Raw genomic sequence first — 23,131 nt, forward strand, 5'->3', positions numbered from 1 at the left:
CCCGCAAACGAACCGGGGAGGCGCATGCGCGCCGCCCCGGTCCCGCTTCCACCCGTACGAGCGACGCCATGCGACGCCACGGTGCCACAGCCACAGCCACACGGCATCAGGGCCGCACGACGTCGCGGCCGCACGCGCCGCCCAGCCCTACGCTCCGGCGCGCCCCTTGCGCACGCCCTCGGCCAGCTCGGCCGCGAGGGCGCGGACGGCGGCGATGCCCGAGGGGGTGTCGGGGGCGTCGAGGATCCGCTTGACGAAGGCGGAGCCGACGATCACCCCGTCGGCGAAGGCGGCCACCTCGGTCGCCTGCCCGGCGTTGGAGACGCCGAGGCCGACGCAGACCGGCAGGTCCGTGGTGGCCCGGGTGCGCGCCACCAGGTCCTGGGCCTGGGCGCCCACGCTCTCGCGGGTGCCGGTGACGCCCATCAGGGAGGCGGCGTAGACAAAGCCGGAGCCCGCCTCGGTGATGCGCGCGATCCGGGCGTCCTTGCTGCTGGGAGCGACGACGAAGACGGTCGCCAGACCGTGCTCGGCCGCGTGCTCGCGCCACAGGTCCGCCTCCTCGACCGGCAGGTCGGGCAGGATGCAGCCCGCGCCCCCGGCCTCGGCCAGCTCGGCGGTGAAGCGCGCGACGCCGTAGCGGTCGATCGGGTTCCAGTAGGTCATCACCAGGATCGGCTTGCCCGTGGCGGCATGGGCCTCGCGGACCGTGCGCATCACGTCGGCGATCTTGACGCCACCGCGCAGGGCGATGTCGTCGGCGGTCTGGATCACCGGGCCGTCCAGGACGGGGTCGCTGTGCGGCAGCCCGACCTCCACGATGTCCGCGCCGCCGTCCAGCGCGGCCTTGACGGCCTCGATCCCGCCGTCGACGGTGGGGAACCCGGCCGGGAGGTAGGCGATCAGCGCCGCCCGGTCCTCCGCCTTGGCCGTGGCGAGCGCCTCGCCGAGCAGTGTCAGGTTGCCGCTCACTGGGCGTCCTCCCCGTCGTACAGCCCGAAGTAGCGGGCGGCGGTGTCCATGTCCTTGTCCCCGCGGCCGGAGAGGTTGACGACGAGCAGGCCCTCGCCGCCCAGCTCACGGCCGAGTTCCAGCGCGCCCGCGAGCGCGTGCGCCGACTCGATCGCCGGGATGATCCCCTCGGTACGGGAGAGCAGCCGCAGCGCCGCCATGGCGTCGGCGTCGGTGATGGCGCGGTACTCCCCGCGCCCGCTGTCCTTGAGGTACGCGTGCTCGGGGCCGATGCCCGGGTAGTCCAGACCGGCCGAGATGGAGTACGGCTCGGTGATCTGGCCCTCCTCGTCCTGGAGGACGTAGCTGCGGGAGCCGTGCAGGATGCCCGGCTCGCCCGCGGTCAGAGTGGCCGCGTGCTCCCCGGTCTCCACCCCGTGACCGGCGGGCTCGCAGCCCACCAGCCGCACCCCGGTGTCGGGGATGAACGCGTGGAAGAGTCCGATGGCGTTGGAGCCGCCGCCGACACAGGCCACGGCCGCGTCGGGGAGCCGTCCGGCCCGCTCCAGGATCTGGCGGCGCGCCTCGACGCCGATGACCCGGTGGAAGTCGCGGACCATCGCCGGGAAGGGGTGCGGGCCCGCGACCGTACCGAAGAGGTAGTGGGTGTGGTCGACGTTGGCGACCCAGTCCCGGAACGCCTCGTTGATGGCGTCCTTCAGGGTGCGGCTGCCGGACTTCACCGGGATGACCTCGGCGCCCAGGATCCGCATCCGGGCGACGTTGAGCGCCTGGCGCTGGGTGTCGATCTCACCCATGTAGATGGTGCAGTCCAGGCCGAAGAGGGCGCAGGCGGTGGCGGTGGCGACGCCGTGCTGTCCGGCACCGGTCTCCGCGATCACCCGGGTCTTGCCCATGCGCCGGGTGAGCAGCGCCTGCCCCAGCACGTTGTTGATCTTGTGGGAGCCGGTGTGGTTGAGGTCCTCCCGCTTGAGGAAGATCCGGGCCCCCCCGGCGTGCTCGGCGAACCGGGGCACCTCGGTGAGCGCGCTGGGCCGGCCGGTGTAGTTGACCAGCAGATCGTTCAGCTCGGCCGCGAAGGCGGGGTCGGTCTTGGCCTTCTCGTACTCGACCGCGACCTCGTCGACGGCGGCGACCAGCGCCTCGGGGATGAACTTGCCGCCGAAGGCGCCGAAGTACCCGGCGGCGTTCGGCACGAGACCCTCGGGGTCCGGAATGAAGAAGTCAGAGGACATCCGACATATCTCCTCGCGGGGGCACGGGGCCCCCGAAGTCTGAAGAACGGAACAAGGGGACATCAGAAGACATCTACGTACACCGTCGGGACCGGACCGGCTCCCCGGAGACCACACCTCCGCCACCCCGTACCCGCGTCTACGGGGACACAGGGATACGGCGCGGGGCGGCCGCGCGGATCCCGTCGGACGCGCGGAACGGGAAGGGAGGCGTGGGGCGTGCCGTGGCGCGCGTCCGGGCGTACCGGACGCGGAGAGTTACGGAACGCGGCACTCCATGAGGGCGCGGGGGCCCGTCTCAGCGGTGCGCTGAGGAGGCCCGCCATCGCATGCCGTTGACCTGACCGGGCTCCGAGCCGATCACGTACCGCACCCGGCGGCCGTGGATCCGGCGGGCCGGGGCGCGGCAGCCGCGCGGACGGCAGCCCCGGGCCAGCCGCGCGTACGCGTCACCCGGCACGAGGGCCGGGGACGGGCGCGTGGGGCTCAGGGCCGCGGTCAGCATCGGAAGGGTCAGCTCCGCCCGTGCCGCAGGGCCGGGTGGGCCCCGGCGGCGACCAGGTCGGCGACGGCGGTCCTGGGGTCACGGCCGGTGACCAGGGACTCGCCGACCAGCACCGCGTCGGCGCCCGCGTTGGCGTAGGCGATCAGGTCATGCGGCCCGCGCACGCCCGACTCGGCGACCTTGACGATATGCGCCGGGATGTCGTCGGCGACCCGCTCGAAGGTGGAGCGGTCGACCTCCAGGGTCTTCAGGTTCCGGGCGTTGACCCCGATGATCTTCGCCCCGGCGTCCACGGCCCGCTCGATCTCCTCCTCGTCGTGGACCTCCACGAGCGGGGTGAGACCGATCGACTCGGCGCGCTCGATCAGCGAGACGAGCGCCTCCTGCTCCAGCGCGGCCACGATCAGCAGCGCGAGGTCGGCGCCGTGGGCGCGGGCCTCCCAGAGCTGGTAGGCGGTGACGATGAAGTCCTTGCGCAGCACGGGGATGTCCACCCGGGCCCGGACGGCCTCCAGGTCCGCGAGCGAGCCACCGAAGCGGCGCTGCTCGGTCAGGACGGAGATGACGGCCGCGCCCCCGGCCTCGTAGTCGGCGGCGAGCCCGGCGGGGTCCGCGATGGCGGCCAGCGCGCCCTTGGACGGGCTGGAGCGCTTGACCTCGCAGATCACCCGGACACCCTCGCCGCGCAGCGCGGCGACTCCGTCCTTGGCCGCGGGCGCCTTGGCCGCACGCTCCTTGAGCTCGTCGAGGCTGACCCGCGCCTGCCGCTCCGCGAGGTCGGCGCGCACGCCGTCGATGATCTCGTCGAGCACACTCACGCGAGCGGCCCCCTTCCGGGACGTTGTGGTTCAGGTTCAGCCATGTCAGCCACCTCTGATGGTATCCGCAGCGGGCGGCGGCCCTCACATCCGGTGGACGGCCGTCCCACGGGCTGGGACCCCGCACCGGTCCTCAGGGCGCCAGCGCCGCCCCGAAGGGAAGATTCCGGACCACCGCGAAGACCACCAGGACACCGCCGAGGCCCCACCACCACACGGGCGCCAGAGTCAGCCGCCACGGCACTCCTCGTACGGAACGAACCAGCCAGAGGGTCCACACCACCGCGAAGACGGCGTAGGCGACGACGGCGAGGGCGTTGGCCCCGAACGCGGCGGCGAGGTCGCCCTGGACGACGGCGTGGGCGCTGCGCAGTCCGCCGCAGCCGGGGCAGTAGACGCCGGTGATCTGGAGCAGCGGGCAGAGGGGGTAGTGCCCCGGTTCATTGGGGTCGACCGCGCCGACATACGCGAAGGCGGCGGCGGTGCCGCTCATGACGGCGACGGGGGCGGCGATCCGGCGCGCCAGCGGCGGCCGGGACGGCACGGTGGTTCTCCTGGCGTCCACCCGGCCATTCTGCCCCGGGCCGGGTGGCCTCGGTCACAGGGTGTACGGATCGGTGTGTACGGGATGTACGCGTACGTACACACGCATACCCATACGAAAAAATCCGGGCCCCGGAAGAACGGGGCCCGGACGGGAGAGGAGCCGGGTCAGGCGCGGGCGGCCTCGGCCTTGGCGCGGGCCACGACCGTGGCACGCTCACGCGCCTCGATCGCCTCGGCGGACGCCTTCGGACGTCCCATGCCCGCCATCTTCATCGCCAGACCGACGGCACCGCCGACGAAGACGATCGCCAGCCCGCCCCAGAAACCCAGGGGGTTGGCGGCGACCATGAAGACGCCGGAGACGCAGAAGCCGATGAAAGCGATGGTGACACCGGTCCAGGCGGCCGGGGTGTGTCCGTGGGCGCTGCCCGCCATGAGTTCACTCCTCGTTGCTGATGCTCTGTGGTGGGCGGGTCACCCTCTGATGGGATACCGCCCGAAATGAGCCGGAGGCTCACTCCCATTGTCCCGTACCGCGCACGGTGCTCGGTCGTGGGGTTCCTCACGCCATCGGGACACACAGTCGAGATACAGCAGAGACACACAGCCGAGACACAGCCGAGGCCGTCCGGACTCTCAGCCCGTGGGGTCCTCGCCCCGGTCCAGGGCCTTCCACAGCTCGTCCGGGCGGTCGGGGTCGACGGGCGCCTTCGTGGTGGCCCGGGGCCCGCCCTGGCGCTCGTACCGGCCCGACATCGCGGGCCAGGAGCGCCCGTAGCGCAGGGCGAGGAGACCGGCGAGCAGGATCAGCACTCCCCCGGCCGCGGCCACATAGGGCCAGGCGGTGTGGGTGAGGCCGTCGATCGTGGCGGCGATGTCACCCGTGGTCTTCGCGGCCTCCTCGTCGAGGGCGTCCCGGTCGCCCGCGCCCAGCACGGCGGCGAGCGCGGCGCCCGCGCCGCTGAGGGCGAGCAGCCCGGAGACCAGGATCCGGCCCGCCCCGCGCACCGCGAAGACCGCGACCAGGGCGGCCAGGCCGACGACGGCGAGGGCCGCCGGAAGACCGGTGATATCACCGCCCTCGGCGTCCAGCGGAATGCTCCCCCCGCCGACGGAGGCCGTGCCCTCGGCCCAGATCTGCCCGCCCGAGAGCAGCACGACGGCGGCGCCGGCGGCACCGAGCAGCAGGGCCGGGGCGAGGGTGCGGCGGGCGGGGGACGACGGGGATACGGCTACGGCACTCACGCTCCCACTATCCCCCACCCTCCCTTTGGGCCTCGGGCCCGGCCCCGGGTTAGCCCCGGAGGCGGTTGGCGGTGTGGACGGCGCGCAGGACGGCGGCGGCCTTGTTACGGCACTCCGCGTCCTCCGCCACCGGATCGGAGTCCGCCACGACCCCCGCCCCCGCCTGGACGTACGCCACGCCGTCCCGCAGCAGCGCGGTACGGATCGCGATAGCGGTGTCCGAGTCCCCGGCGAAGTCGAGATAGCCGACGGCACCGCCGTACAGCCCCCGGCGGGAGGGCTCCAGCTCGTCGATGATCTGCATCGCGCGGGGCTTGGGGGCGCCGGAGAGGGTGCCCGCCGGGAAGCACGCGGTGAGGACGTCGAAGGCGGTGCGGTCGGGGCTGACCTTGCCCACCACCGTGGAGACGATGTGCATCACATGGGAGTAGCGCTCGATGGACATGAAGTCGACCACCTCGACACTGCCCGGGGTGCAGACCCGGCCCAGGTCGTTGCGGCCGAGGTCGACCAGCATCAGATGCTCGGCCCGCTCCTTGGGGTCGGCCAGCAGCTCCTCGGCGAGGTCGTTGTCCTCCTGGGGCGAGACGCCGCGCGGACGGGTCCCGGCGATCGGATGGAGCATGGCCCGGCCGTCGGCGACCTTGACCAGGGCCTCGGGGCTGGAGCCGACGACATCGAAGCCGTCGAAGCGGAACAGGTACATATACGGGCTGGGGTTGGTGGCCCGCAGCACGCGGTAGACGTCCAGGGCGCTGGCCGTGCACGGCGTCTCGAACCGCTGCGAGGGCACCACCTGGAACGCCTCGCCCGCCCGGATGCGCTCCTTGATGTCCGTCACGGCCTCCTGGTACTCCGCACCTCCCCAGCGGGCGGAGAACTCGGGCAGTTCGGAGGGCGGCAGCGCGGTGGGCTCGGTGGCCAGCGGCCGGGCCAGGTCGCGCTCCATGGCGTCGAGCCGGGCGACGGCGTCCGCGTACGCCTCGTCGATGCCGCTGTCGAGGTCGTTGTGGTTGATCGCGTTGGCGATCAGCAGGACCGTGCCGTCCCAGTGGTCCAAGACCGCGAGATCGGAGGTGAGCAGCATGGTCAGCTCGGGCAGCCGCAGCTCGTCGTGGTCACCGGGGCCGATCTTCTCCAGCCGGCGGACGATGTCGTACCCGAGATAGCCGACCATGCCACCGGTGAAGGGCGGCAGACCGGGGGCGAGATCGCGCGGGGTGTGCAGGGTCTCGACGGTGGCGCGGAGCGCTTCCAGCGGGTCACCGTAGGTGGGCACCCCCACCGGGGGCTCGCCCAGCCAGTACGCCTGGCCGTCCCGCTCGGTCAGGGTGGCGGCGCTGCGGACGCCGACGAAGGAGTAGCGGGACCAGTTGCCCCCGCCCCCGCCGCCCACCGCGTGGGAGGAACCCCCCTCGGCGGACTCCAGCAGGAAGGTGCCCGGACGCTCCGCCGCGAGCTTGCGGTAGAGCCCGACCGGGGTGTCACCGTCGGCGAGGAGACGGCGGCTGACGGGGATCACACGGCGGTCTATAGCAAGCTTGTGGAAGGTCTCCAGGTCCATACCGGACGAGCCTACTCGCCCAGGGGGAGCACGTCCGCGTCGAAACAGGTCCGATTCCCGGTGTGGCAGGCCGCCCCCACCTGATCGACCTTGACCAGCAGGGTGTCCGTGTCACAGTCCAGCGCGACCGACTTGACCCACTGGACGTGCCCGGACGTGTCGCCCTTGACCCAGTACTCGCGGCGGCTGCGCGACCAGTACGTGCAGCGGCCCGTGGTCAGCGTGCGGTGCAGGGCCTCGTCGTCCATCCAGCCGAGCATCAGCACCTCCCCGGTGTCGTACTGCTGGGCGATGGCCGGGATCAGCCCATCGGCGCCGCGCTTGAGGCGGGCGGCGATGGCGGGGTCGAGCGAGCTGGCGGGAACGCTGCTGTTCATGGCCCTATTGTGCCGCGCCGACCAGGGGGGATGGGCGGAGCGTCCACTGGGCGGACCCGACGGGCGCGCCGTAGGCTGGCGCCATGTCGACCCATGCGAAGCGCGAACGACTCCTGCTCGCGGATCTGTTGGAAGCGGCCGGTCCCGACGCTCCCACCCTGTGTGAGGGATGGACCACCCGGGACCTGGCGGCCCATGTCGTGGTGCGCGAGCGCCGCGCGGACGCGGCGGGCGGCCTCGTCATCGGGGCGCTGCGGGGCAGGCTGGAGCGGGTGCAGTCGGAGTTCGCCGCGAAGCCGTACGAGGAGCTGATCCAGCTCATCCGCACCGGCCCGCCGAAGTTCTCCCCGTACGGGCTCAAGCAGCTGGACGAGGCCGCGAACACGGTCGAGTTCTATGTCCACGCCGAGGATGTACGGCGGGCCCAGCCGGAGTGGACCCCGCGCCCGCTCGACCGGGTCTTCGAGGACGCGCTCTGGTCCCGGCTGGAGAAGTCCGCGCGGCTGCTGGGGCGGAAGTCGCCGGTGGGGCTGGTGCTGAGGCGGCCCGATGGGCAGACGGCGGTGGCGCACCGGGGGACGCCCGTCGTCACCGTGACGGGTGGGCCGGGAGAGCTGACGCTGTTCACCTTCGGGCGGCAGAAGGCGGCGCGGGTGGAGCTGGACGGCGACAAGGACGCCCTCACCCGCCTCCAGGACGCTCCTCTGGGCCTCTGACCCGGTGCGGGACCGGCCCCCGATCCGGGGGCCGGTCCCGACTCGCGCTAGCGCGTCGGGTGGCCCGAGGCCGAGAGGGCGGACTTGACGTCCTGGATGCGGAGGTCACCGAAGTGGAAGACCGACGCCGCCAGTACGGCGTCCGCCCCCGCGTCCACCGCCGGAGCGAAGTCCTCCACCTTCCCCGCGCCCCCGCTCGCGATCACCGGCACGGTGACATGGCGCCGCACGGCGGCGATCATCTCCACGTCGTACCCGTCCTTCGTCCCGTCCGCGTCCATCGAGTTGAGCAGGATCTCCCCGGCCCCCAGCTCGGCGGCGCGGTGGGCCCACTCGACGGCGTCGATCCCGGTGCCCCGGCGACCGCCGTGGGTGGTGACCTCGAAGGAGCCGGACGGGGTGCGGCGGGCGTCGACGGAGAGGACGAGGACCTGGCGCCCGAAGCGCTCGGCGATCTCGCGGATCAGTTCGGGCCGGGCGATGGCGGCGGTGTTGACGCCCACCTTGTCGGCCCCGGCCCGCAGCAGCCGGTCGACATCGTCGGTGGTGCGGACGCCGCCGCCGACGGTGAGCGGGATGAAGACCTGTTCGGCGGTGCGGCGGACCACGTCGTAGGTGGTCTCCCGGTCGCCGGAGGACGCGGTGATGTCGAGGAAGGTCAGCTCGTCGGCGCCTTCGGCGTCGTACAGCTTCGCCATCTCGACGGGGTCACCGGCATCACGCAGGTTCTGGAAGTTGACCCCTTTCACGACGCGTCCGTTGTCGACGTCGAGACAGGGGATGACCCGGACGGCCAGTGTCATGAGGACTCACCTCGGAGTGCTTCGATCTCCACCTCGACCAGGATCCGCGGGTCCACGAAGCCGGAGACGACCACGAGGGTCGCCACCGGGCGGATGGTTGCGAACAGTTCCTGGTGGGCGCGGCCGACGGCGTCCGTGTCGCGGACGTGGGCCAGATACATACGGGTACGGATGACGGATTCGGCGCCCAGGCCGAACTCCGCGATGGCGGTGAGCGCGTGCCGGAAGGCGGCCCGCGCCTGCTCATACGGATCGCCCTCGCCATGGAGGAGGGTGCCCTCGAAGGCGGTCGTCCCGGCGGTCAGCACGCGCTCGCCCGCGGCGATGGCGCGGGAGAAGCCGATCGAGTCCTCCCAGGGGGACCCGCCCGGCACCCGCCGCGCCGCCTGGCTCACTCGGCCACCGCCGCGAGCGCCTCCTCCAGGGTGAACGCCTTCGCGTACAGGGCCTTGCCGACGATGGCGCCCTCGACGCCCTGGGGGACCAGCGCGGACAGCGCCCGCAGGTCGTCCAGGGAGGAGACGCCGCCGGAGGCGACGACGGGCCTGTCGGTGGCGGCGCAGACGTTCCTCAGCAGCTCCAGGTTGGGGCCCTGGAGGGTGCCGTCCTTGGCGATGTCGGTGACGACGTAGCGGGCGCAGCCCTCGGAGTCGAGGCGGGCCAGCGTCTCGTAGAGGTCGCCGCCGTCGCGGGTCCAGCCACGGCCGCGCAGGGTGGTGCCGCGGACATCGAGACCGACGGCGATCTGGTCGCCGTGCTCGGCGATGACCTTGGCGACCCACTCGGGGGTCTCCAGCGCGGCGGTGCCGAGGTTGACCCGGGTGCAGCCGGTGGCGAGCGCGGCGGCGAGGGAGGCGTCGTCGCGGATGCCGCCGGAGAGCTCGACCTTGATCCCGGTACCCGCGAGGCTCCCGGTGACCTCGGCGATGACCCCGCGGTTGTCCCCGGTGCCGAACGCGGCGTCGAGGTCGACCAGGTGGAGCCACTCGGCGCCGGAGCGCTGCCAGGCGAGGGCGGCCTCCAGCGGGGAGCCGTAGGAGGTCTCCGTACCGGACTCGCCGTGGACGAGACGGACGGCCTGGCCGTCGCGGACGTCGACGGCGGGAAGCAGTTCGAGCGTGGTCGAGTGCGTGGTCACAGTGTTCCGATCCAGTTGGTCAGGAGCTGGGCACCGGCGTCGCCGGACTTCTCGGGGTGGAACTGGGTCGCCCACAGGGCGCCGTTCTCCACGGCGGCGACGAAGGGCTCGCCATGGGTGGCCCAGGTGACGTGAGGGGCGCGGATGGCCTTGTTGGTGATCTCCAGGGTCCAGTCGTGGACGGCGTAGGAGTGCACGAAGTAGAAGCGGTCCCCGGGGTCGACCCCGGCGAAGAGCCGGCTGTCGGCGGGCGCGTCGACGGTGTTCCACCCCATATGGGGGACGACATCGGCCTTGAGCGGGCCGACGGTGCCGGGCCACTCGTCCAGGCCCTCGGTCTCCACGCCGTGCTCGATGCCCCGGGCGAAGAGGATCTGCATGCCGACGCAGATGCCCATCACGGGCCGTCCGCCGGAGAGCCGGCGGCCGATGACCCAGTCACCGCGGGCGGCGCGCAGCCCGTCCATGCAGGCGGAGAAGGCTCCGACGCCGGGGACGAGCAGTCCGTCGGCGTTCATCGCGGTGTCGAAGTCGCGGGTTATCTCCACGTCCGCGCCGACGCGGGCCAGGGCCCGCTCGGCGGAGCGGATGTTGCCGAAGCCGTAGTCGAAGACCACCACTTTCTTCGGTGCGCTCATGACCACACGTCCAGCCGCAGCAACCCGGCGACCAGGCAGAACGCCGCGCCGAGGGAGAGCAGCACGATCACGCCGGTGGGCTGCTTCTGCTTGGCGAAGGAGTAGACACCGCCGAGGAGGAAGAGCCCGACGACGATGAGGAGGGTGGAGAGGGTGTTCACAGGGCGCCCTTCGTGGAGGGGAGGATGCCCGCGGCGCGCGGGTCGCGCTCGCTGGCGTAGCGCAGGGCGCGGGCGAGCGCCTTGAACTGGCATTCCACGATGTGGTGGGCGTTGCGGCCGTAGGGCACGTGTACGTGGAGCGCGATCTGGGCCTGGGCGACGAAGGACTCCAGGATGTGCCGGGTCATCGTGGTGTCGTACGTACCGATCATCGGCGCCATGCGCTCCGGCTCGGTGTGCACCAGATAGGGGCGGCCGGAGAGGTCGACGGTGACCTGGGCGAGGGACTCGTCGAGGGGGACCGTGCAGTTGCCGAAGCGGTAGATGCCGACCTTGTCGCCGAGGGCCTGCTTGAAGGCGGCGCCGAGGGCGAGGGCGGTGTCCTCGATGGTGTGGTGGGTGTCGATGTGCAGGTCGCCCTCGGTCTTGACCGTGAGGTCGAAGAGGCCGTGGCGGCCGAGCTGGTCGAGCATGTGGTCGTAGAAGCCGACCCCGGTCGACACCTCGGTCCGCCCGGTGCCGTCGAGGTCGATCTCGACGGCGACGGAGGTCTCCTTGGTCGTTCGCTCGACCCGTCCTACGCGGCTCATGCGCTCTGCTCCTTCTTCAACTCGCGGACCGCGTCCAGGAACGCGTCGTTCTCGGCGGGGGTTCCGGCGGTGACCCGCAGCCATCCGGGGACGCCGTTGTCCCGGACCAGGACACCCCGGTCGAGGAGGCTCCGCCAGGCGTCGTGGGCGCTGGGGAAGCGCCCGAACTGGACGAAGTTGGCGTCGGACTCGGTCACCTCGTAGCCGATGGCGCGCAGCTCGGTGACGAGGCGGTCGCGCTCGGTCTTGAGCTGTTCGACGTACCCGAGCAGGGTATCGGTGTGTTCGAGTGCGGCGAGCGCGGTGGCCTGGGTGACGGCGGAGAGGTGGTACGGCAGCCGGACCAGCTGGACGGCGTCGACGACGGCGGGGTGCGCGGCGAGATAGCCCAGCCGCAGCCCGGCCGCGCCGAACGCCTTGGACATGGTCCGGGAGACCACCAGATGGGGGCGGCCCTCGATCAGCGAGAGCAGCGAGGGGCGGTGGCTGAACTCGACATACGCCTCGTCCACGACGACCAGCGACGGCTTGGCGGCCTGGGCCGCCTCGTACAGCGCGAGGACGGTCTCGGCCTCGACGGCGGTGCCGGTGGGGTTGTTGGGGGAGGTGATGAAGACCACGTCCGGCCGGTTCTCGGCGATGGCGCGCTCGGCGGCGCCCCGGTCGATGGTGAAGTCCTCCCGGCGGGGGCCGGAGATCCAGCCGGTGCCGGTGCCCCGGGCGATCAGTCCGTGCATGGAGTACGAGGGCTCGAAGCCGATCGCGGTACGGCCGGGGCCGCCGAAGGTCTGGAGGAGCTGCTGGATGACCTCGTTGGAGCCGTTGGCGGCCCAGACCTGGGCGGGCCCGACCCGGTGGCCGGTGGTACGGGTGAGATAGGCGGCCAGGCCGGTGCGCAGCTCGACCGCGTCCCGGTCGGGGTAGCGGTTCAGCCCGCGCGCCGCCTCGGCGACCCGCTCGGCGATCCGCCGGACCAGCGGCTCGGGCAGCGGATAGGGGTTCTCGTTGGTGTTGAGCTGGACGGGCACATCGAGCTGGGGGGCGCCGTAGGGGGTCTTGCCCTTCAGCTCCTCGCGGATGGGCAGGTCGTCAAGGCCCACGGCATCGCGGGAGGGGCCGCCCACGGAGTCACGGCTGGTGCTCACTGGCCGGGCACCTGCCCTCCGAAACGGGCCTTGAGCGCGGCGCCGTGCGCGGGCAGGTCCTCGGCCTCGGCGAGGGTGACGACATGGTGGGTCACCTCGGCGAGCGCCTGCTCGGAGTAGTCCACGATGTGGATGCCGCGCAGGAAGGACTGGACGGAGAGCCCGGAGGAGTGGCAGGCGCAGCCGCCGGTGGGCAGCACGTGGTTGGAGCCCGCGCAGTAGTCGCCGAGGGAGACCGGGGACCAGGGGCCGACGAAGATCGCCCCGGCGTTGCGGACCCGGGCGGCGACGGCGGCGGCGTCGGCGGTCTGGATCTCCAGGTGCTCGGCGCCGTAGGCGTCGACGACCCGCAGGCCCTCCTCCACGCCGTCGACCAGGACGATCGCGGACTGCTTGCCGGTGAGGGCGGGCACGATCCGGTCCTCGACATGGCGGGTGGCGGCGAGCTGGGGCGCCAGCTCCCGCTCGACCGCGTCGGCCAGCTCCGGCGAGTCGGTGACCAGGACGGCGGCGGCCATCGGGTCGTGCTCGGCCTGGCTGATCAGATCGGCGGCGACATGCGCCGGGTCGGCGGTGGCGTCGGCGAGGACGGCGATCTCGGTGGGCCCGGCCTCGGTGTCGATGCCGATACGGCCGGTGAAGTAGCGCTTGGCGGCGGCGACCCAGATGTTGCCGGGGCCGGTGACCATGTTGGCGGGGGCGCAGCCGTCGGGACCCGCGTCGGGTCCTTCGGTGCCGTACGCGAACATCGCGACGGCCTGGGCGCCGCCCACCGCGTACACCTCGTCCACGCCGAGGAGGGCGCAGGCGGCGAGGATGGTCGGGTGCGGCAGCCCGCCGAACTCCTTCTGCGGCGGGGAGGCCAGCGCGATGGACTCGACGCCCGCCTCCTGCGCCGGGACCACGTTCATGATCACGGAGGAGGGGTAGACCGAGCGTCCGCCGGGCGCGTACAGCCCGACCCGCTGGACGGGGACCCACTTCTCGGTGACCGTGCCGCCGGGCACGACCTGGGTGGTGTGCTGCTCGCGGCGCTGGGCGCGGTGGACGATCCTGGCCCGCCGGATGGACTCCTCCAGCGCGGCCCGCACGGCCGGGTCGAGCGCTTCGAGCGCCTCGGTGAGCGCCTTCCGGGGGACCCGGACCCGCTCCTGCTCGACCCCGTCGAACCGCCGCGCGAACTCGATCAGCGCCGCGGTACCACGATGGCGTACGTCCTCGCAGAGGGGCCGCACCTTCTCCAGGGCGGCTTCCACGTCGAACTCGGCACGGGGCAGCAGGTCGCGCAGGGCGGCACCATCGGGGAGGGCGTCGCCGCGCAGATCGATTCGGGAGATCACAGACCCAATTCTCTCAGACCCGTCTTGCCGTCCGTCGTCCGTATCACTGGCTGATACGTGACGACAGGGGTCCGCCCAGGGCCGATGACCACTAGCGTTCATGCCGTCACTGAGTGACAAGAACTGCTGTACGAGTCGTGCACGGCCGAAAACGGAGGGGGGCGGGCCAGTGATCGACCCGCTGGATGACGGGGTACCCGACGGGCTCAGCCCGACCGAGCGGCGCATGTGGAACGCGTTCCGCAATGGCAGTACCTGTGATCTCAGCGATCCTGACCCGCTGCTGAACGATCCTTTCTCGCCACGCCCCTGGGGGCCCGAACGCAGCGTCCGCGCGACGATCGTCGCCCGGCTGCTGCTGAGCGGGCCCGAGCCGCACCCGGGCCGGGTCGCCGCGCTCAAGCTGCGCGGCATCCAGATCACCGGCACCCTCAAGCTCGCGGGCGGCTCGGTGGCGCCCTATGTGGAGCTGAACGGCTGCCGCTTCGACAGCGAGGTGTGGTTCCCGGAGGCCCACTTCGCGACCGTACGCATGGTGGGCTGTGCCATCCCCCGGCTGGAGGCGGCCCGGCTGCGCACCGAGGGCGACCTGCATCTGCCGCGCTGCCGGGTGGAGCACGGGATACGGCTCACCGACGCCCAGATCGGCACGGACCTGCTGCTCAACCAGATCCATGTGCGCCCCGACCGCCGCGGCCGGGCGATCACCGCCGACGGGATGTCGGTGGCCCAGGACCTCCAGGCCGAGCTGATCGAGACGTACGGGGAGGTCAGTCTGCGCGGCGCGAAGGTCGGCGTCTCCCTCAGCCTGCGCGGCAGCAGACTGCGGGCCGCCGCCGAACGGCGCGCCCTCAACGCGCCCCAGCTCACCGTCGAGCGCACGCTCTATATGACGGGCGCCTGGGTGAGCGAGGCCACCGGCGACCAGGGCGCCACGCCCCCGCTCGGCGTCTCCCCCGCCGCCCTCGCCCGGCGCGGCACCCGGCTGCGGCCCTTCGAGTGCTACGGCGGGGTACGGCTCGACGACGGCCGCTTCGGCGACGCCGTCGACCTGCACCGGGCCCGCTTCACCCTCAGTCCGCGCGAGGAACTCTCCCTGCGCCGGATCGTCACCCCCGAACTGCGCTTCAACGCCGAACGCCCCGCCGAGGGCCGGGTCGTCCTCAACGGCGCCAAGGTCATCACCCTGGTCGACCTGGCCGCGAGCTGGCCGGGCCCCGGCGGGCTGGCGATGGGGGGCTTCGTCTACGAGAACCTCGTCCCGTACGAGGAGTTCCCGCTGAGCCGCAGGCTGGAGTGGGTGGCGTCGGCGACCCCCGAGTACTCCCCCGAGCCGTATGAGCGGCTGGCCACCGTGCTGCGCAACAGCGGCGAGGACGCGGACGCGCGACAAGTGCTGCTGGCCAAGCAGCGCCGCCGCCGCGAGACACTGCCGCTGGCGGCGAAGGCGTGGGGCTATCTCCAGGACTGGACCGTCGCCTACGGCTACCGGCCCGGCCGGGCGGCGCTGTGGATGGCGGTGGTGTGGGCCGCGGGCGCGCTGGCCTTCTCCCGGGTGGACCCCTCCCCCATCAAGGACGACGAGCACCCCCGCTGGAACGCGCCGCTCTACGCGCTGGACCTGCTGCTGCCGGTGATCAACCTCGGCCAGGACGGCTACTGGAAGCTCCAGGGGCACTGGCAGTGGGTGGCGGCCGTGCTGATCCTGCTGGGGTGGATCCTGGCGACGACGGTCGCGGCGGGGGCGACCCGGATGCTCAGCCGGGGCTGAGGGCGGGGCCCGGCCGCTCAACCCCGGCTGAGAGGTCGACGCCGCCGCTCACCCCGGGCTGGGGGGCACTCCCGCGCCGGGAGTCATGGGCCGCGGCGCGGCGGGATGGCGCGGCGACAGGGCCGGGCGGCGCTGCCACGGCGCGCGGAAGCGGCCCGGTCGCGGTGTGAAGAAAGCGTGTCCACGGCGGCGGGACGGCGAGGGGCGGCCGACCAGGCGCCCGACCGGCGGAAACGGCCGGACACCCGCGAGGGCGGACGGCCGGGGAACACGGCGGGGAGCTCCGGCCGGACCGCCGGGAGGGCGACGGATGGCCAGGCGGGGCGGCCGCGGGACGGGCCCGCGCCCCGCCGGTCGGCCGCAGGGCACCCGCGACGACCACAGAAGCGTTTCTTTACAGTCTCTTGGCCTTCGCCAGGACAACCTTCCGGCCGCCACCAAAGCTTCACAGCAGTCCTCTGGCGCGGCCCCCACCTGCGTCTTTCAATGGTCCGCACCATGTCATTGCTTCGAGCGCTCCAGCGCACCGCGCGCATGATGCGCCACACACCGCGGCTCGCCGACGGGCTGCCGCCCGACGACGCGGTGCTGCTCGACGCCCCCGACGACCGGCTCGCCCCCGCCCTGGTGGCGGCGGCCCTGGGCGACCACGAACCGGCGGCCAAGCTGCTGGAGACCACCCGGGGCGAGGCCGACTGGGAGAACCGGGACCGGTACGTCACCCGGCTCGCCGCCTTCGCCGAGCGCCGCGACGCGTGGCTGACGGCCTGGGCCGGCGCCGCGCCCGGCGACCCGGACGCGCTGGTCGTCGTCGCGGAACTCGCGGTACGCCGGGCCTGGGAGTCCCCCGCCCGCGCCGAACGGCTGCGGGAGACCGGCCCACTGATCGACGCCGCCGCCGAGGCCGCGCCGAACGACCCCGTGCCCTGGCGGATCGCCCTCGACCACGCCCGGGGCACCCGCGCCACCCACACCGCCTTCGAGGCCCTGTGGGAACAGGCCGTACGCCGCTCCCCGCACCACTACGGCTGTCATGTCGCCGCCCTGCGCTATCTGTCCGCCCGCTGGTACGGCTCCCACCGCGAGTGCTTCGACTTCGCCGAACAGGCGGCGGCGGACGCCCTCCCGGGCTCCCTGGTGCAGGCCCTGCCGGTGCGGGCGGCCTTCGCCCGGCTGGAGTCCGGCACCGGCGGGCCCGCCTCGCCCATCCTCGACGACCGCACCGACACCGCCGCCGACCTCGCCATCGCGCTCTCCGCCACCTCCCCGGCGAGCGACCCATGGACCGCCGAGATACGCAATCTGACCGCGTACGTCCTGCTGGTACGGAGACGGTGGGCCGAGGCGCTGGAAGAGTTCCGGCTGATCGGCCCCTACGCCACCTCCTTCCCCTGGAGCCGGTTCTCCGACGACCCGCTGGGCCAGTTCCTGGACGCCCGCGCCGGGGTGCGGCTGAACGTCGCCTCGATGACGCCGCTGCGCACCCGTACCGCGCGCCGCTGACCGCCCGTACCCGGTGACGGGTGGATGCGGCTGGTCACCCCCGTACGGGTGCGGGACCACCGCCGCCCGGAGTCCCGGGCCGGCGCCGGACGGGCGCCGGACCACCGCGCGCCGGGGCCGCACCGACCCCCGTACCGCCGTCGGTGACCACCGTGCGAAGACCACGGGCAGAACGGCCCCCTCCGCCCGGCCATTAGTCTTGACCGTCGTGACCACCGCACGTCTGCCGCTCTTCCCGCTGAACTCGGTCCTGTTTCCCGGGCTCGTCCTCCCGCTGAACGTCTTCGAGGAGCGCTACCGCGCTCTGATGCGCTCCCTGCTCGCGCTGGAGGAGGGCGCGGAGCGCCGCTTCGTCGTGGTCGCCATCCGGGACGGCCGCGAGGTCGCGGCCACCGCCCCCGGGCTGCCCGACCCGACCTCCCTGCCCGAGCGCGGCCCGGCCGCCGGTTTCGGCGACGACCCGATCCGGGCCTTCCACCCGGTGGGCTGCATCGCGGACGCGGCGGCCATCCGTCCGCGCGAGGACGGCGGGTACGAGGTGGTCGGCACCGGCACCACCCGGGTCCGGCTGCTCTCCGTCGACGCCGACGGCCCCTTCCTCACCGCCGAGGTCGAAGAGCTGCCCGAGGAGACCGGCGATGACGCCGGAGCCCTCTCCGAAGGGGTGCTGCGCGCCTTCCGCTCCTATCAGAAACGGCTCGCGGGCCTGCGCGAGCGGACCCTCACCACGGGCGACACACCCCCCGGCGGGCCGCTGGTGGTCTCCTACCTGGTCGCTTCCGCGCTGATCCTGGACACCCCCGCGAAGCAGCGGCTGCTGGAGGCCCCGGACACCGCCGCCCGGCTCACCGAGGAGCTGCGGCTGCTGCGCGCCGAGACGGCCGTACTGCGCCATCTGCCGTCGCTGCCCGCCGTGAACCTGACCACAGGACCGACCCATCCCAACTGAGCACCAGGAGTCTGCGACATGGCGAAGAAGCAGGCCAGGAAGCAGGGCGGCACTCCGGCGACCGTCGCGCTGACGGCGGCGGGCACCGAGTACACCGTGCACGCCTACGACCACGACCCGGCCGCCGCCTCCTACGGCGCCGAGGCCGCCGAGGCCCTCGGGGTCTCGCCCGAGCGGGTCTTCAAGACCCTCGTCGCGGACGTCGACGGCGAACTGACGGTCGCGGTCGTCCCCGTCGCGGGCCAGCTCGACCTCAAGGCGCTGGCGACGGCCGTCGGGGGCAAGCGGGCGGCCATGGCGGACCCGGCCGCCGCCGAACGCACCACCGGCTATGTCCGGGGCGGCATCTCCCCACTGGGGCAGCGCAGACGGCTGCGGACCGTGCTGGACGCCTCCGCCTCGGGGCACCCCACCATCTGTGTCTCGGCGGGCCGCCGGGGACTGGAGATCGAACTCGCCCCCGCCGATCTCACCGCGCTGACGTCGGCGGTGGTGGCGCCGATCGCCCGCGCGTAGCCGGTTCCCGCGGGTTCCTCTCGCACAGGGGCTCGACGGACGGCCCCTTCTCGACTACGACGTGGGGTACGGCCCTGTCCCGTGTACGAGGAGGGAAGCCCTATGTCCAAGCGCACCCGCAAACGCAAATGGCGCACCCGCAAGGCCAACCACGGCCGCCGCCCGGCCTGACCGGGGCCGGAAAGGCCGGGCGCCGGGAAAGCCGGGGCGTCAGACGGAAGGAGGCGGGAGGGGGTCGGGGTCACGCGGGCCGGCCAGGGCGGTCAGCAGGAGATGCGTCACCATCGCCACCAGCGGCCACACCAGCAGCACCCCCTCCGCCCCGAGCCTCAGCGGCCCGTCGAACGTGACGCCCCGCCCCACCGCCTTCGCATGCGCCGCGATGTCATCCGTCGGCCCCAGCCACGACCCGGTGAAGTACGCCAGCAGTGCCCCGAGCACGCTTCCCAGCGCCAGCCCGGCCACCAGGATCCAGCCACCGCGCCGCCGGTAGAGGAAGACCCCCAGCGCGCTCAGCGCACCGAAGCCGACTCCCAGGAGCGCGAAGGTCCCGTCGGCCCCGGCGGCCTGTTCGCCCTCGGAGTTCTCCAGGAAGACCGCCCGCCCGTCGGAGACCATGGGCACCCGGGGCGCGAGCCACAGCCAGAGCAGGCCCATCGCCACACCGAGTACGGTGACGGCCGCCGTGACCACGAGCCCGTCCCGCCGGTCGGCGCGCAGGTCCGCCATCCATCCGGAGGCGCGGTGCCCGTCGGCGTCGCCGGGCGGCGGGGCCTGCCAGGGGTCGTGGCTGGGCGGAGGCGGAGTCAGTGGCGCGGTCACCCGCACATCGTGCCAGGCGTGCGCCCCCGGCGCCTCACCGGACCGCCGCGCGACGGTAGGCCCAGGTCGCCACCGCCAGCGCGAGCACCCCGACACCCGCGCAGACCGTGAGGTCGAGGGCGACGCCCGCCCAGTCGGGGTTCGGGTCGAAGGTGCGGGCGAGCGCCTCGACCCCGTACGTGGACGGCAGCAGATCCCGCGCGTACACGATCAGATCGGGCAGCCGTTCGGCGGGCAGCACACCGAGGAGCAGCGCCGCCGACATGCCCAACTGGCCCAGCAGGGTGGCGAGTTCCTGGCGCGGCGCGAGCAGCCCCAGCGCGGCGCCGAGTCCGGCCAGCGCGGCCCCGGCGAGCGGGATCACGGCCACGAGGACCCAGAGATGCGTCAGCGGCAGCGAGAAGAGCGCACTGCCCGCCACGGCGGTGACGATCGTGCCGGGCACGGTGAAGGAGGCGTAGGCGCCCGCCGCGCCCAGCACCACGGCGGCGGGGGGCACCGGCAGGGTGGCGTAGTGGTCGAGCCCGCCGCTGGCGCGGAGCTGGCCGAAGTACTGCGCCAGCAGATTGAGCGCGACGAACGCGACGACCAGCACCGAGGACCCGGCCACGACGGCCCGTGCCTCGGCGCCGCCGTCGTCGACGACCCCGCGCATCAGGACCATGATCCCGACCGACTGGAAGGTCGCCACGAAGAGCAGCGGGATCCGGGCGACCCGGGCCCGCGACAGCTGGGCGCGGTAGACCGCGCCCAGCGAGGGCAGGAGTCTCGCCCGGGGTGCCAGCGGCGCGGCGGGTTCCTCCACCGTGTCGCTCCCCCAGGCCCCCGTACGCCCGGAAACCTTCTCCACGGGCACGATGCTCACGCCTTGACCAGCCCTTTCGTCGCGTTCCCCCCGAGTGCCAGATAGACGTCCTCCAGGCTGGGCGTCGCCAGTGTGAAGTCGTCGAGCGCCGCGAAGGCGGCGCCGCCCGTCACGGCGCCGACGGCCGCCCGTGCCTCGTCCGGGGCCAGGCGCAGCACCCAGCGGCGGCCGGACTCCTGGGCGGCGTCGCGCAGCGCGGCCACCTCGGGCACATCCAGCGGCGCTCGCTCGCGCCAGACCAGTTCGACCCGGACCTCGCCCGCGATCCGCTCCTTCAGCCCGGTGGGGGTGTCGCAGGCGATGACCTTGCCCCGGTCCAGGACGGCGACGCGGTCGAGGACGGTCTCGGCCTCGATGACATTGTGGGTGACGAGCACGACGGTCGTGCCGCGCTCCGCCCGGCGGCGGTCGACGGCGGCCCACACCGCGCGCCGCGCCACGGGGTCCATCCCGGTGGTGGGCTCGTCCAGGACGAGCAGTGGCCGTTCGCCGACGAGCGCGGCGGCGACACAGGCGAGCCTGCGCTGCCCGCCGGAGAGCTTCTTGAGGGGGCGCGCGGCGAGTTCGGTGAGCCCGAGTTCACCGAGGACGGTGTCCCGCTCGGCGCGGGCGTCGCGCAGGGAGAGCCCGCGCAGCCGCCCGGTGGTCTCGGCGGCGAGCCCCACGCTCAGCTCGTCCAGCGCGGTGGACTCCTGGCCGAGGTAGCCGATGAGCCGCGCGGCGCGCTCGGGATGGCGTACGAGATCGTGGCCGAGCACCTCGACGCTTCCGGCGTCGGGCCGCATCAGACCGGTGAGCTGGCGTACGAGGGTGGACTTGCCCGCGCCGTTGGGGCCGAGCAGCCCGAAGATCTCACCGCGCCCGACCTCCAGGCTGATCCCGTCAGTCGCCCGGACCTCGGGCGTCGCCGGTACCCCCCTGCGGGCACGCGCGGCGGGGTACGTCTTCACCAGCCGCCGCACCACGCACACCGTACTCACGAGGTACGAGAGTACGGGGTCGCCGGTCCTACTCCCCGGCCGGGGCGTGTTCCGCGGCGGCCCGGACATCGATCTCACGCCAGAAACCGGCCCGGATCGCATAACGGTCGTGCTCGTCGATCTGGTCGTCCTTGTGGGCGAGGAGACCGAAGCGCGCCGCGTACCGCAGCAGTTCACCGTCGATGCGATGGGGGATCCGGGGGTACATCGTGGACAGCTTCTGCACATGTCCGCTCTCGGGGAGCCGCTCCATCCAGCGCCGGGCGAAGACCTGGCCGACCTCGAACGGGTCGCCGCCGACGGTGGTGATGTCCTCCTCGCGGTCGGCCCAGCGCTGCTCGGCGCTGGTGAGCTGGGCCAGCGTGGGCAGGGAGGCGGTCTCCGCCGGTTCGCCGAGCGGTCCGGCGCCGGGGCGGTCGATCCAGCCCTTGTCGGACGACCAGCGCAGGGTGGCGCTCGCCGGATGGACGGCGGCGGGAGCGGCACCCGCCGCGTGCAGGGTCGCCAGGTCCTTGGGCGTGGGGACGCCCTTGGCGACGGGCGCCGGGAGCTGGTCGACGGCGTCGGCGGCGGGAGCACCGACGCCCGCGCCGTCGAGGGGACGGCTGCCGTTGCGTACGGCGTCGGGCCCGGCGGACTGCGCCGCCGCGAGCGCCGACTCGGGCAGCGGCGCCGACAGGATCGCGGCGATCTCGGGCCGGGGCACCGGCTGGGGCGCGCACGGTCCGCCCAGTTCCTTGGCCCGGACCGCGCAGGTGATCCAGGCCCGGTCGAGCACCCGGCGCTCATCGGCCTCGGCGACCAGGTCCTCGGACTGGTTGTAGTCACCATCGGCGGCCTGGACCGCCCACAGATGCACGGCGACCCCGTGCTCCTTGGCCGACATCAGTCCGGGCAGCAGATCGCCGTCACCGGTCACCAGCACCACATCCGAACAGGCACGGTTTCTGGCCAGTTCGGTGAGCTCGGCGTGCATCGCCGCGTCGACACCCTTCTGCGCCCAGCGGCCATCACTGCGGGTCAGCGCACCGAGCCGGACCGTCACCCGGGGCATCACCCGCAACCGCCGGTGCTCCGGCTGGGGTACGCGATCGGGCGCGCCGTCGAACCAGTAGATACGGAGCAGGGGGCGCTCGGTATCCGCCTCGGCGCGTTCCCGCAGGCCCTGGATGAGGGCGGCGTGGTCAACGGTGATCCGGGAACGCGCCGGTTCCCCGGCAAGCAGGCTCGCGGCGGCGCCGAGGAGATAGCCGGCGTCCACCAGCACAACACAGCGGTCCACGCGTTCCACCCTCTTTCGGGGAGGTCGGGAAGTCTGGGGCTGAAGGATCGTGGGGCCAAGGGAGGGCTGGGGATCCGCAGCAGGCTACGCCCTCCCGGTCGGCGGCTTGCGAACCGGGGATTGTTCCGGTTTTCCTTCGAGTCTGCCCGACCGTCCGGGCGTTAACGGCCGGAACTCGATCATCGGCGTGGCGGAGTGCGCGACCCCCTCCGGAAGGGTGCACACCAAAGGGCCCTTACTTACCGCAATGATCCAAAATGCGACACATCATGCCATGTGTGAGTCTGGTCGCGGCCCTGGCCCCTAGACCCCCCTTTGGAGGCACACCATGGCCAAGAACAAGAATCGCAAGAGCGCCCGGCAACAGGACCGCTCCCCCGCCCCCGAGCGCGGCACCGAAGAGGCCAAGTCCACCGCCTACGAGGCCCAGTCCCGCCCCCAGACCCAGGCCCAGGGCAGCCCGGCCGACGTGGCCCGCAAGCACCAGCGCCGCTTCGGACATAATTGATTTTTTTAGCGGCTGCTCGCCGCCGGGGCGCTTTAGTCGAGATTTTCGTGTCCGACGTGCTCGATCGCTCGTTCCTCACGATCTCCGCGCGACGGACACGAAAACTCGACGCGCCCCTTTGGCTCGCAACCGACCTCGGGTG

At 73.0% G+C, this 23,131-nt stretch carries 27 protein-coding genes; 6 read left to right on the plus strand and 21 right to left on the minus strand.

Going from position 1 to position 23,131, the window contains the following annotated elements; all coding sequences use genetic code 11:
• Positions 1-147 precede the first annotated feature (147 nt).
• From trpA to hisI, 9 genes are all read right to left on the minus strand, one after another.
• On the minus strand, positions 148-972 hold the full coding sequence (gene trpA, locus ACFVIM_RS11455; RefSeq protein WP_384300472.1) for a tryptophan synthase subunit alpha: 825 nt from the start codon (positions 970-972) through the stop codon (positions 148-150).
• Positions 969-2,207 (minus strand): tryptophan synthase subunit beta, encoded by a 1,239-nt coding sequence (gene trpB, locus ACFVIM_RS11460; RefSeq protein WP_384300473.1) that lies wholly within the window; start codon positions 2,205-2,207, stop codon positions 969-971. The genes trpA and trpB overlap by 4 nt, the downstream gene beginning before the upstream one ends.
• Before the next feature lie 298 nt (positions 2,208-2,505).
• Positions 2,506-2,712 (minus strand): tryptophan biosynthesis modulator TrpM, encoded by a 207-nt coding sequence (gene trpM / locus ACFVIM_RS11465; RefSeq protein ID WP_384300474.1) that lies wholly within the window; start codon positions 2,710-2,712, stop codon positions 2,506-2,508.
• 8 nt (positions 2,713-2,720) lie between these two features.
• On the minus strand, positions 2,721-3,530 hold the full coding sequence (trpC, locus tag ACFVIM_RS11470; RefSeq protein ID WP_384300475.1) for an indole-3-glycerol phosphate synthase TrpC: 810 nt from the start codon (positions 3,528-3,530) through the stop codon (positions 2,721-2,723).
• A gap of 133 nt (positions 3,531-3,663) precedes the next feature.
• Entirely contained in the window at positions 3,664-4,023 is a 360-nt protein-coding gene (locus tag ACFVIM_RS11475; RefSeq protein WP_384300500.1) for a DUF2752 domain-containing protein, read from the minus strand.
• 218 nt (positions 4,024-4,241) lie between these two features.
• Positions 4,242-4,511, minus strand: a complete 270-nt coding sequence (locus tag ACFVIM_RS11480) for an HGxxPAAW family protein (RefSeq protein ID WP_384300476.1) — start codon at positions 4,509-4,511, stop codon at positions 4,242-4,244.
• A 201-nt stretch (positions 4,512-4,712) separates the two neighbouring features.
• Positions 4,713-5,321, minus strand: coding sequence for a TIGR02234 family membrane protein (locus ACFVIM_RS11485; RefSeq protein ID WP_384300477.1), 609 nt, complete (start codon positions 5,319-5,321; stop codon positions 4,713-4,715).
• 49 nt (positions 5,322-5,370) lie between these two features.
• Positions 5,371-6,885, minus strand: coding sequence for an anthranilate synthase component I (locus tag ACFVIM_RS11490; protein WP_384300478.1), 1,515 nt, complete (start codon positions 6,883-6,885; stop codon positions 5,371-5,373).
• Between the two features lie 11 nt (positions 6,886-6,896).
• On the minus strand, positions 6,897-7,262 hold the full coding sequence (gene hisI / locus ACFVIM_RS11495; protein ID WP_384300479.1) for a phosphoribosyl-AMP cyclohydrolase: 366 nt from the start codon (positions 7,260-7,262) through the stop codon (positions 6,897-6,899).
• Positions 7,263-7,345: 83 nt separating this feature from the next.
• On the opposite strand from hisI, the gene ACFVIM_RS11500 reads away from it, so the two are divergent.
• A complete protein-coding gene (locus ACFVIM_RS11500) occupies positions 7,346-7,978 on the plus strand; it encodes a TIGR03085 family metal-binding protein (protein ID WP_384300480.1) in 633 nt (210 codons plus the stop codon).
• A 47-nt stretch (positions 7,979-8,025) separates the two neighbouring features.
• Here the strand turns inward: ACFVIM_RS11500 and hisF are convergent, their stop codons facing one another.
• From hisF to hisD, 8 genes are read right to left on the minus strand one after another with little or no spacing between them, the layout of a single operon-like run.
• Positions 8,026-8,781, minus strand: a complete 756-nt coding sequence (gene hisF, locus ACFVIM_RS11505) for an imidazole glycerol phosphate synthase subunit HisF (RefSeq protein WP_384300481.1) — start codon at positions 8,779-8,781, stop codon at positions 8,026-8,028.
• The gene (locus tag ACFVIM_RS11510; protein WP_384300482.1) at positions 8,778-9,176 is read right to left on the minus strand and encodes a RidA family protein; all 399 of its coding nucleotides are present in this window, start codon (positions 9,174-9,176) and stop codon (positions 8,778-8,780) included. Before ACFVIM_RS11510 ends, hisF begins: the two co-directional genes overlap by 4 nt.
• The gene (gene priA, locus ACFVIM_RS11515; protein WP_384300483.1) at positions 9,173-9,919 is read right to left on the minus strand and encodes a bifunctional 1-(5-phosphoribosyl)-5-((5-phosphoribosylamino)methylideneamino)imidazole-4-carboxamide isomerase/phosphoribosylanthranilate isomerase PriA; all 747 of its coding nucleotides are present in this window, start codon (positions 9,917-9,919) and stop codon (positions 9,173-9,175) included. Before priA ends, ACFVIM_RS11510 begins: the two co-directional genes overlap by 4 nt.
• Positions 9,916-10,557: an imidazole glycerol phosphate synthase subunit HisH gene (gene hisH / locus ACFVIM_RS11520; RefSeq protein WP_384300484.1), complete on the minus strand. Its 642-nt coding sequence runs from the start codon at positions 10,555-10,557 to the stop codon at positions 9,916-9,918. Before hisH ends, priA begins: the two co-directional genes overlap by 4 nt.
• Complete coding sequence (locus tag ACFVIM_RS11525; RefSeq protein WP_384300485.1) at positions 10,554-10,718, minus strand: hypothetical protein; 165 nt, start codon at positions 10,716-10,718, stop codon at positions 10,554-10,556. Before ACFVIM_RS11525 ends, hisH begins: the two co-directional genes overlap by 4 nt.
• A complete protein-coding gene (hisB, locus tag ACFVIM_RS11530; protein WP_384300486.1) occupies positions 10,715-11,308 on the minus strand; it encodes an imidazoleglycerol-phosphate dehydratase HisB in 594 nt (197 codons plus the stop codon). Before hisB ends, ACFVIM_RS11525 begins: the two co-directional genes overlap by 4 nt.
• A complete protein-coding gene (locus ACFVIM_RS11535) occupies positions 11,305-12,453 on the minus strand; it encodes a histidinol-phosphate transaminase (protein WP_384300487.1) in 1,149 nt (382 codons plus the stop codon). Before ACFVIM_RS11535 ends, hisB begins: the two co-directional genes overlap by 4 nt.
• Positions 12,450-13,793, minus strand: coding sequence for a histidinol dehydrogenase (hisD, locus tag ACFVIM_RS11540; RefSeq protein ID WP_384300488.1), 1,344 nt, complete (start codon positions 13,791-13,793; stop codon positions 12,450-12,452). Before hisD ends, ACFVIM_RS11535 begins: the two co-directional genes overlap by 4 nt.
• 226 nt (positions 13,794-14,019) lie before the next feature.
• Between hisD and ACFVIM_RS11545 the strand changes: the two genes are divergently transcribed.
• From ACFVIM_RS11545 to ybaK, 4 genes are all read left to right on the plus strand, one after another.
• Positions 14,020-15,564, plus strand: coding sequence for an oxidoreductase (locus ACFVIM_RS11545; RefSeq protein ID WP_384300501.1), 1,545 nt, complete (start codon positions 14,020-14,022; stop codon positions 15,562-15,564).
• Positions 15,565-16,050: 486 nt separating this feature from the next.
• On the plus strand, positions 16,051-17,067 hold the full coding sequence (locus ACFVIM_RS11550) for a hypothetical protein (RefSeq protein ID WP_384300489.1): 1,017 nt from the start codon (positions 16,051-16,053) through the stop codon (positions 17,065-17,067).
• 208 nt (positions 17,068-17,275) lie between these two features.
• Positions 17,276-18,016 (plus strand): LON peptidase substrate-binding domain-containing protein, encoded by a 741-nt coding sequence (locus ACFVIM_RS11555; RefSeq protein ID WP_384300490.1) that lies wholly within the window; start codon positions 17,276-17,278, stop codon positions 18,014-18,016.
• Between the two features lie 18 nt (positions 18,017-18,034).
• Entirely contained in the window at positions 18,035-18,532 is a 498-nt protein-coding gene (gene ybaK / locus ACFVIM_RS11560; protein WP_384300491.1) for a Cys-tRNA(Pro) deacylase, read from the plus strand.
• A 210-nt stretch (positions 18,533-18,742) separates the two neighbouring features.
• On the opposite strand, the gene ACFVIM_RS11565 is transcribed toward ybaK, so the two are convergent.
• Genes ACFVIM_RS11565 through ACFVIM_RS11580 form a run of 4 tightly spaced genes read right to left on the minus strand, consistent with a single transcriptional unit; the run spans position 18,743 to position 22,490 of the window.
• Positions 18,743-19,354 carry a DUF2567 domain-containing protein gene (locus ACFVIM_RS11565; protein WP_384300492.1) on the minus strand — a complete coding sequence of 204 codons (612 nt, stop codon included), beginning with the start codon at positions 19,352-19,354 and terminating at the stop codon, positions 18,743-18,745.
• Positions 19,355-19,388: 34 nt separating this feature from the next.
• Entirely contained in the window at positions 19,389-20,219 is an 831-nt protein-coding gene (locus tag ACFVIM_RS11570; RefSeq protein ID WP_384300493.1) for an ABC transporter permease, read from the minus strand.
• The gene (locus ACFVIM_RS11575; protein ID WP_384300502.1) at positions 20,216-21,190 is read right to left on the minus strand and encodes an ABC transporter ATP-binding protein; all 975 of its coding nucleotides are present in this window, start codon (positions 21,188-21,190) and stop codon (positions 20,216-20,218) included. Before ACFVIM_RS11575 ends, ACFVIM_RS11570 begins: the two co-directional genes overlap by 4 nt.
• A gap of 37 nt (positions 21,191-21,227) precedes the next feature.
• On the minus strand, positions 21,228-22,490 hold the full coding sequence (locus tag ACFVIM_RS11580) for an NYN domain-containing protein (RefSeq protein ID WP_384300494.1): 1,263 nt from the start codon (positions 22,488-22,490) through the stop codon (positions 21,228-21,230).
• A 319-nt stretch (positions 22,491-22,809) separates the two neighbouring features.
• Between ACFVIM_RS11580 and ACFVIM_RS11585 the strand changes: the two genes are divergently transcribed.
• Positions 22,810-22,989, plus strand: coding sequence for a hypothetical protein (locus ACFVIM_RS11585; protein WP_384300495.1), 180 nt, complete (start codon positions 22,810-22,812; stop codon positions 22,987-22,989).
• Positions 22,990-23,131: the final 142 nt, after the last annotated feature.

The sequence above is a fragment of the Streptomyces sp. NPDC057638 genome (assembly GCF_042800315.1).
Taxonomy (GTDB): Bacteria; Actinomycetota; Actinomycetes; order Streptomycetales; family Streptomycetaceae; genus Streptomyces.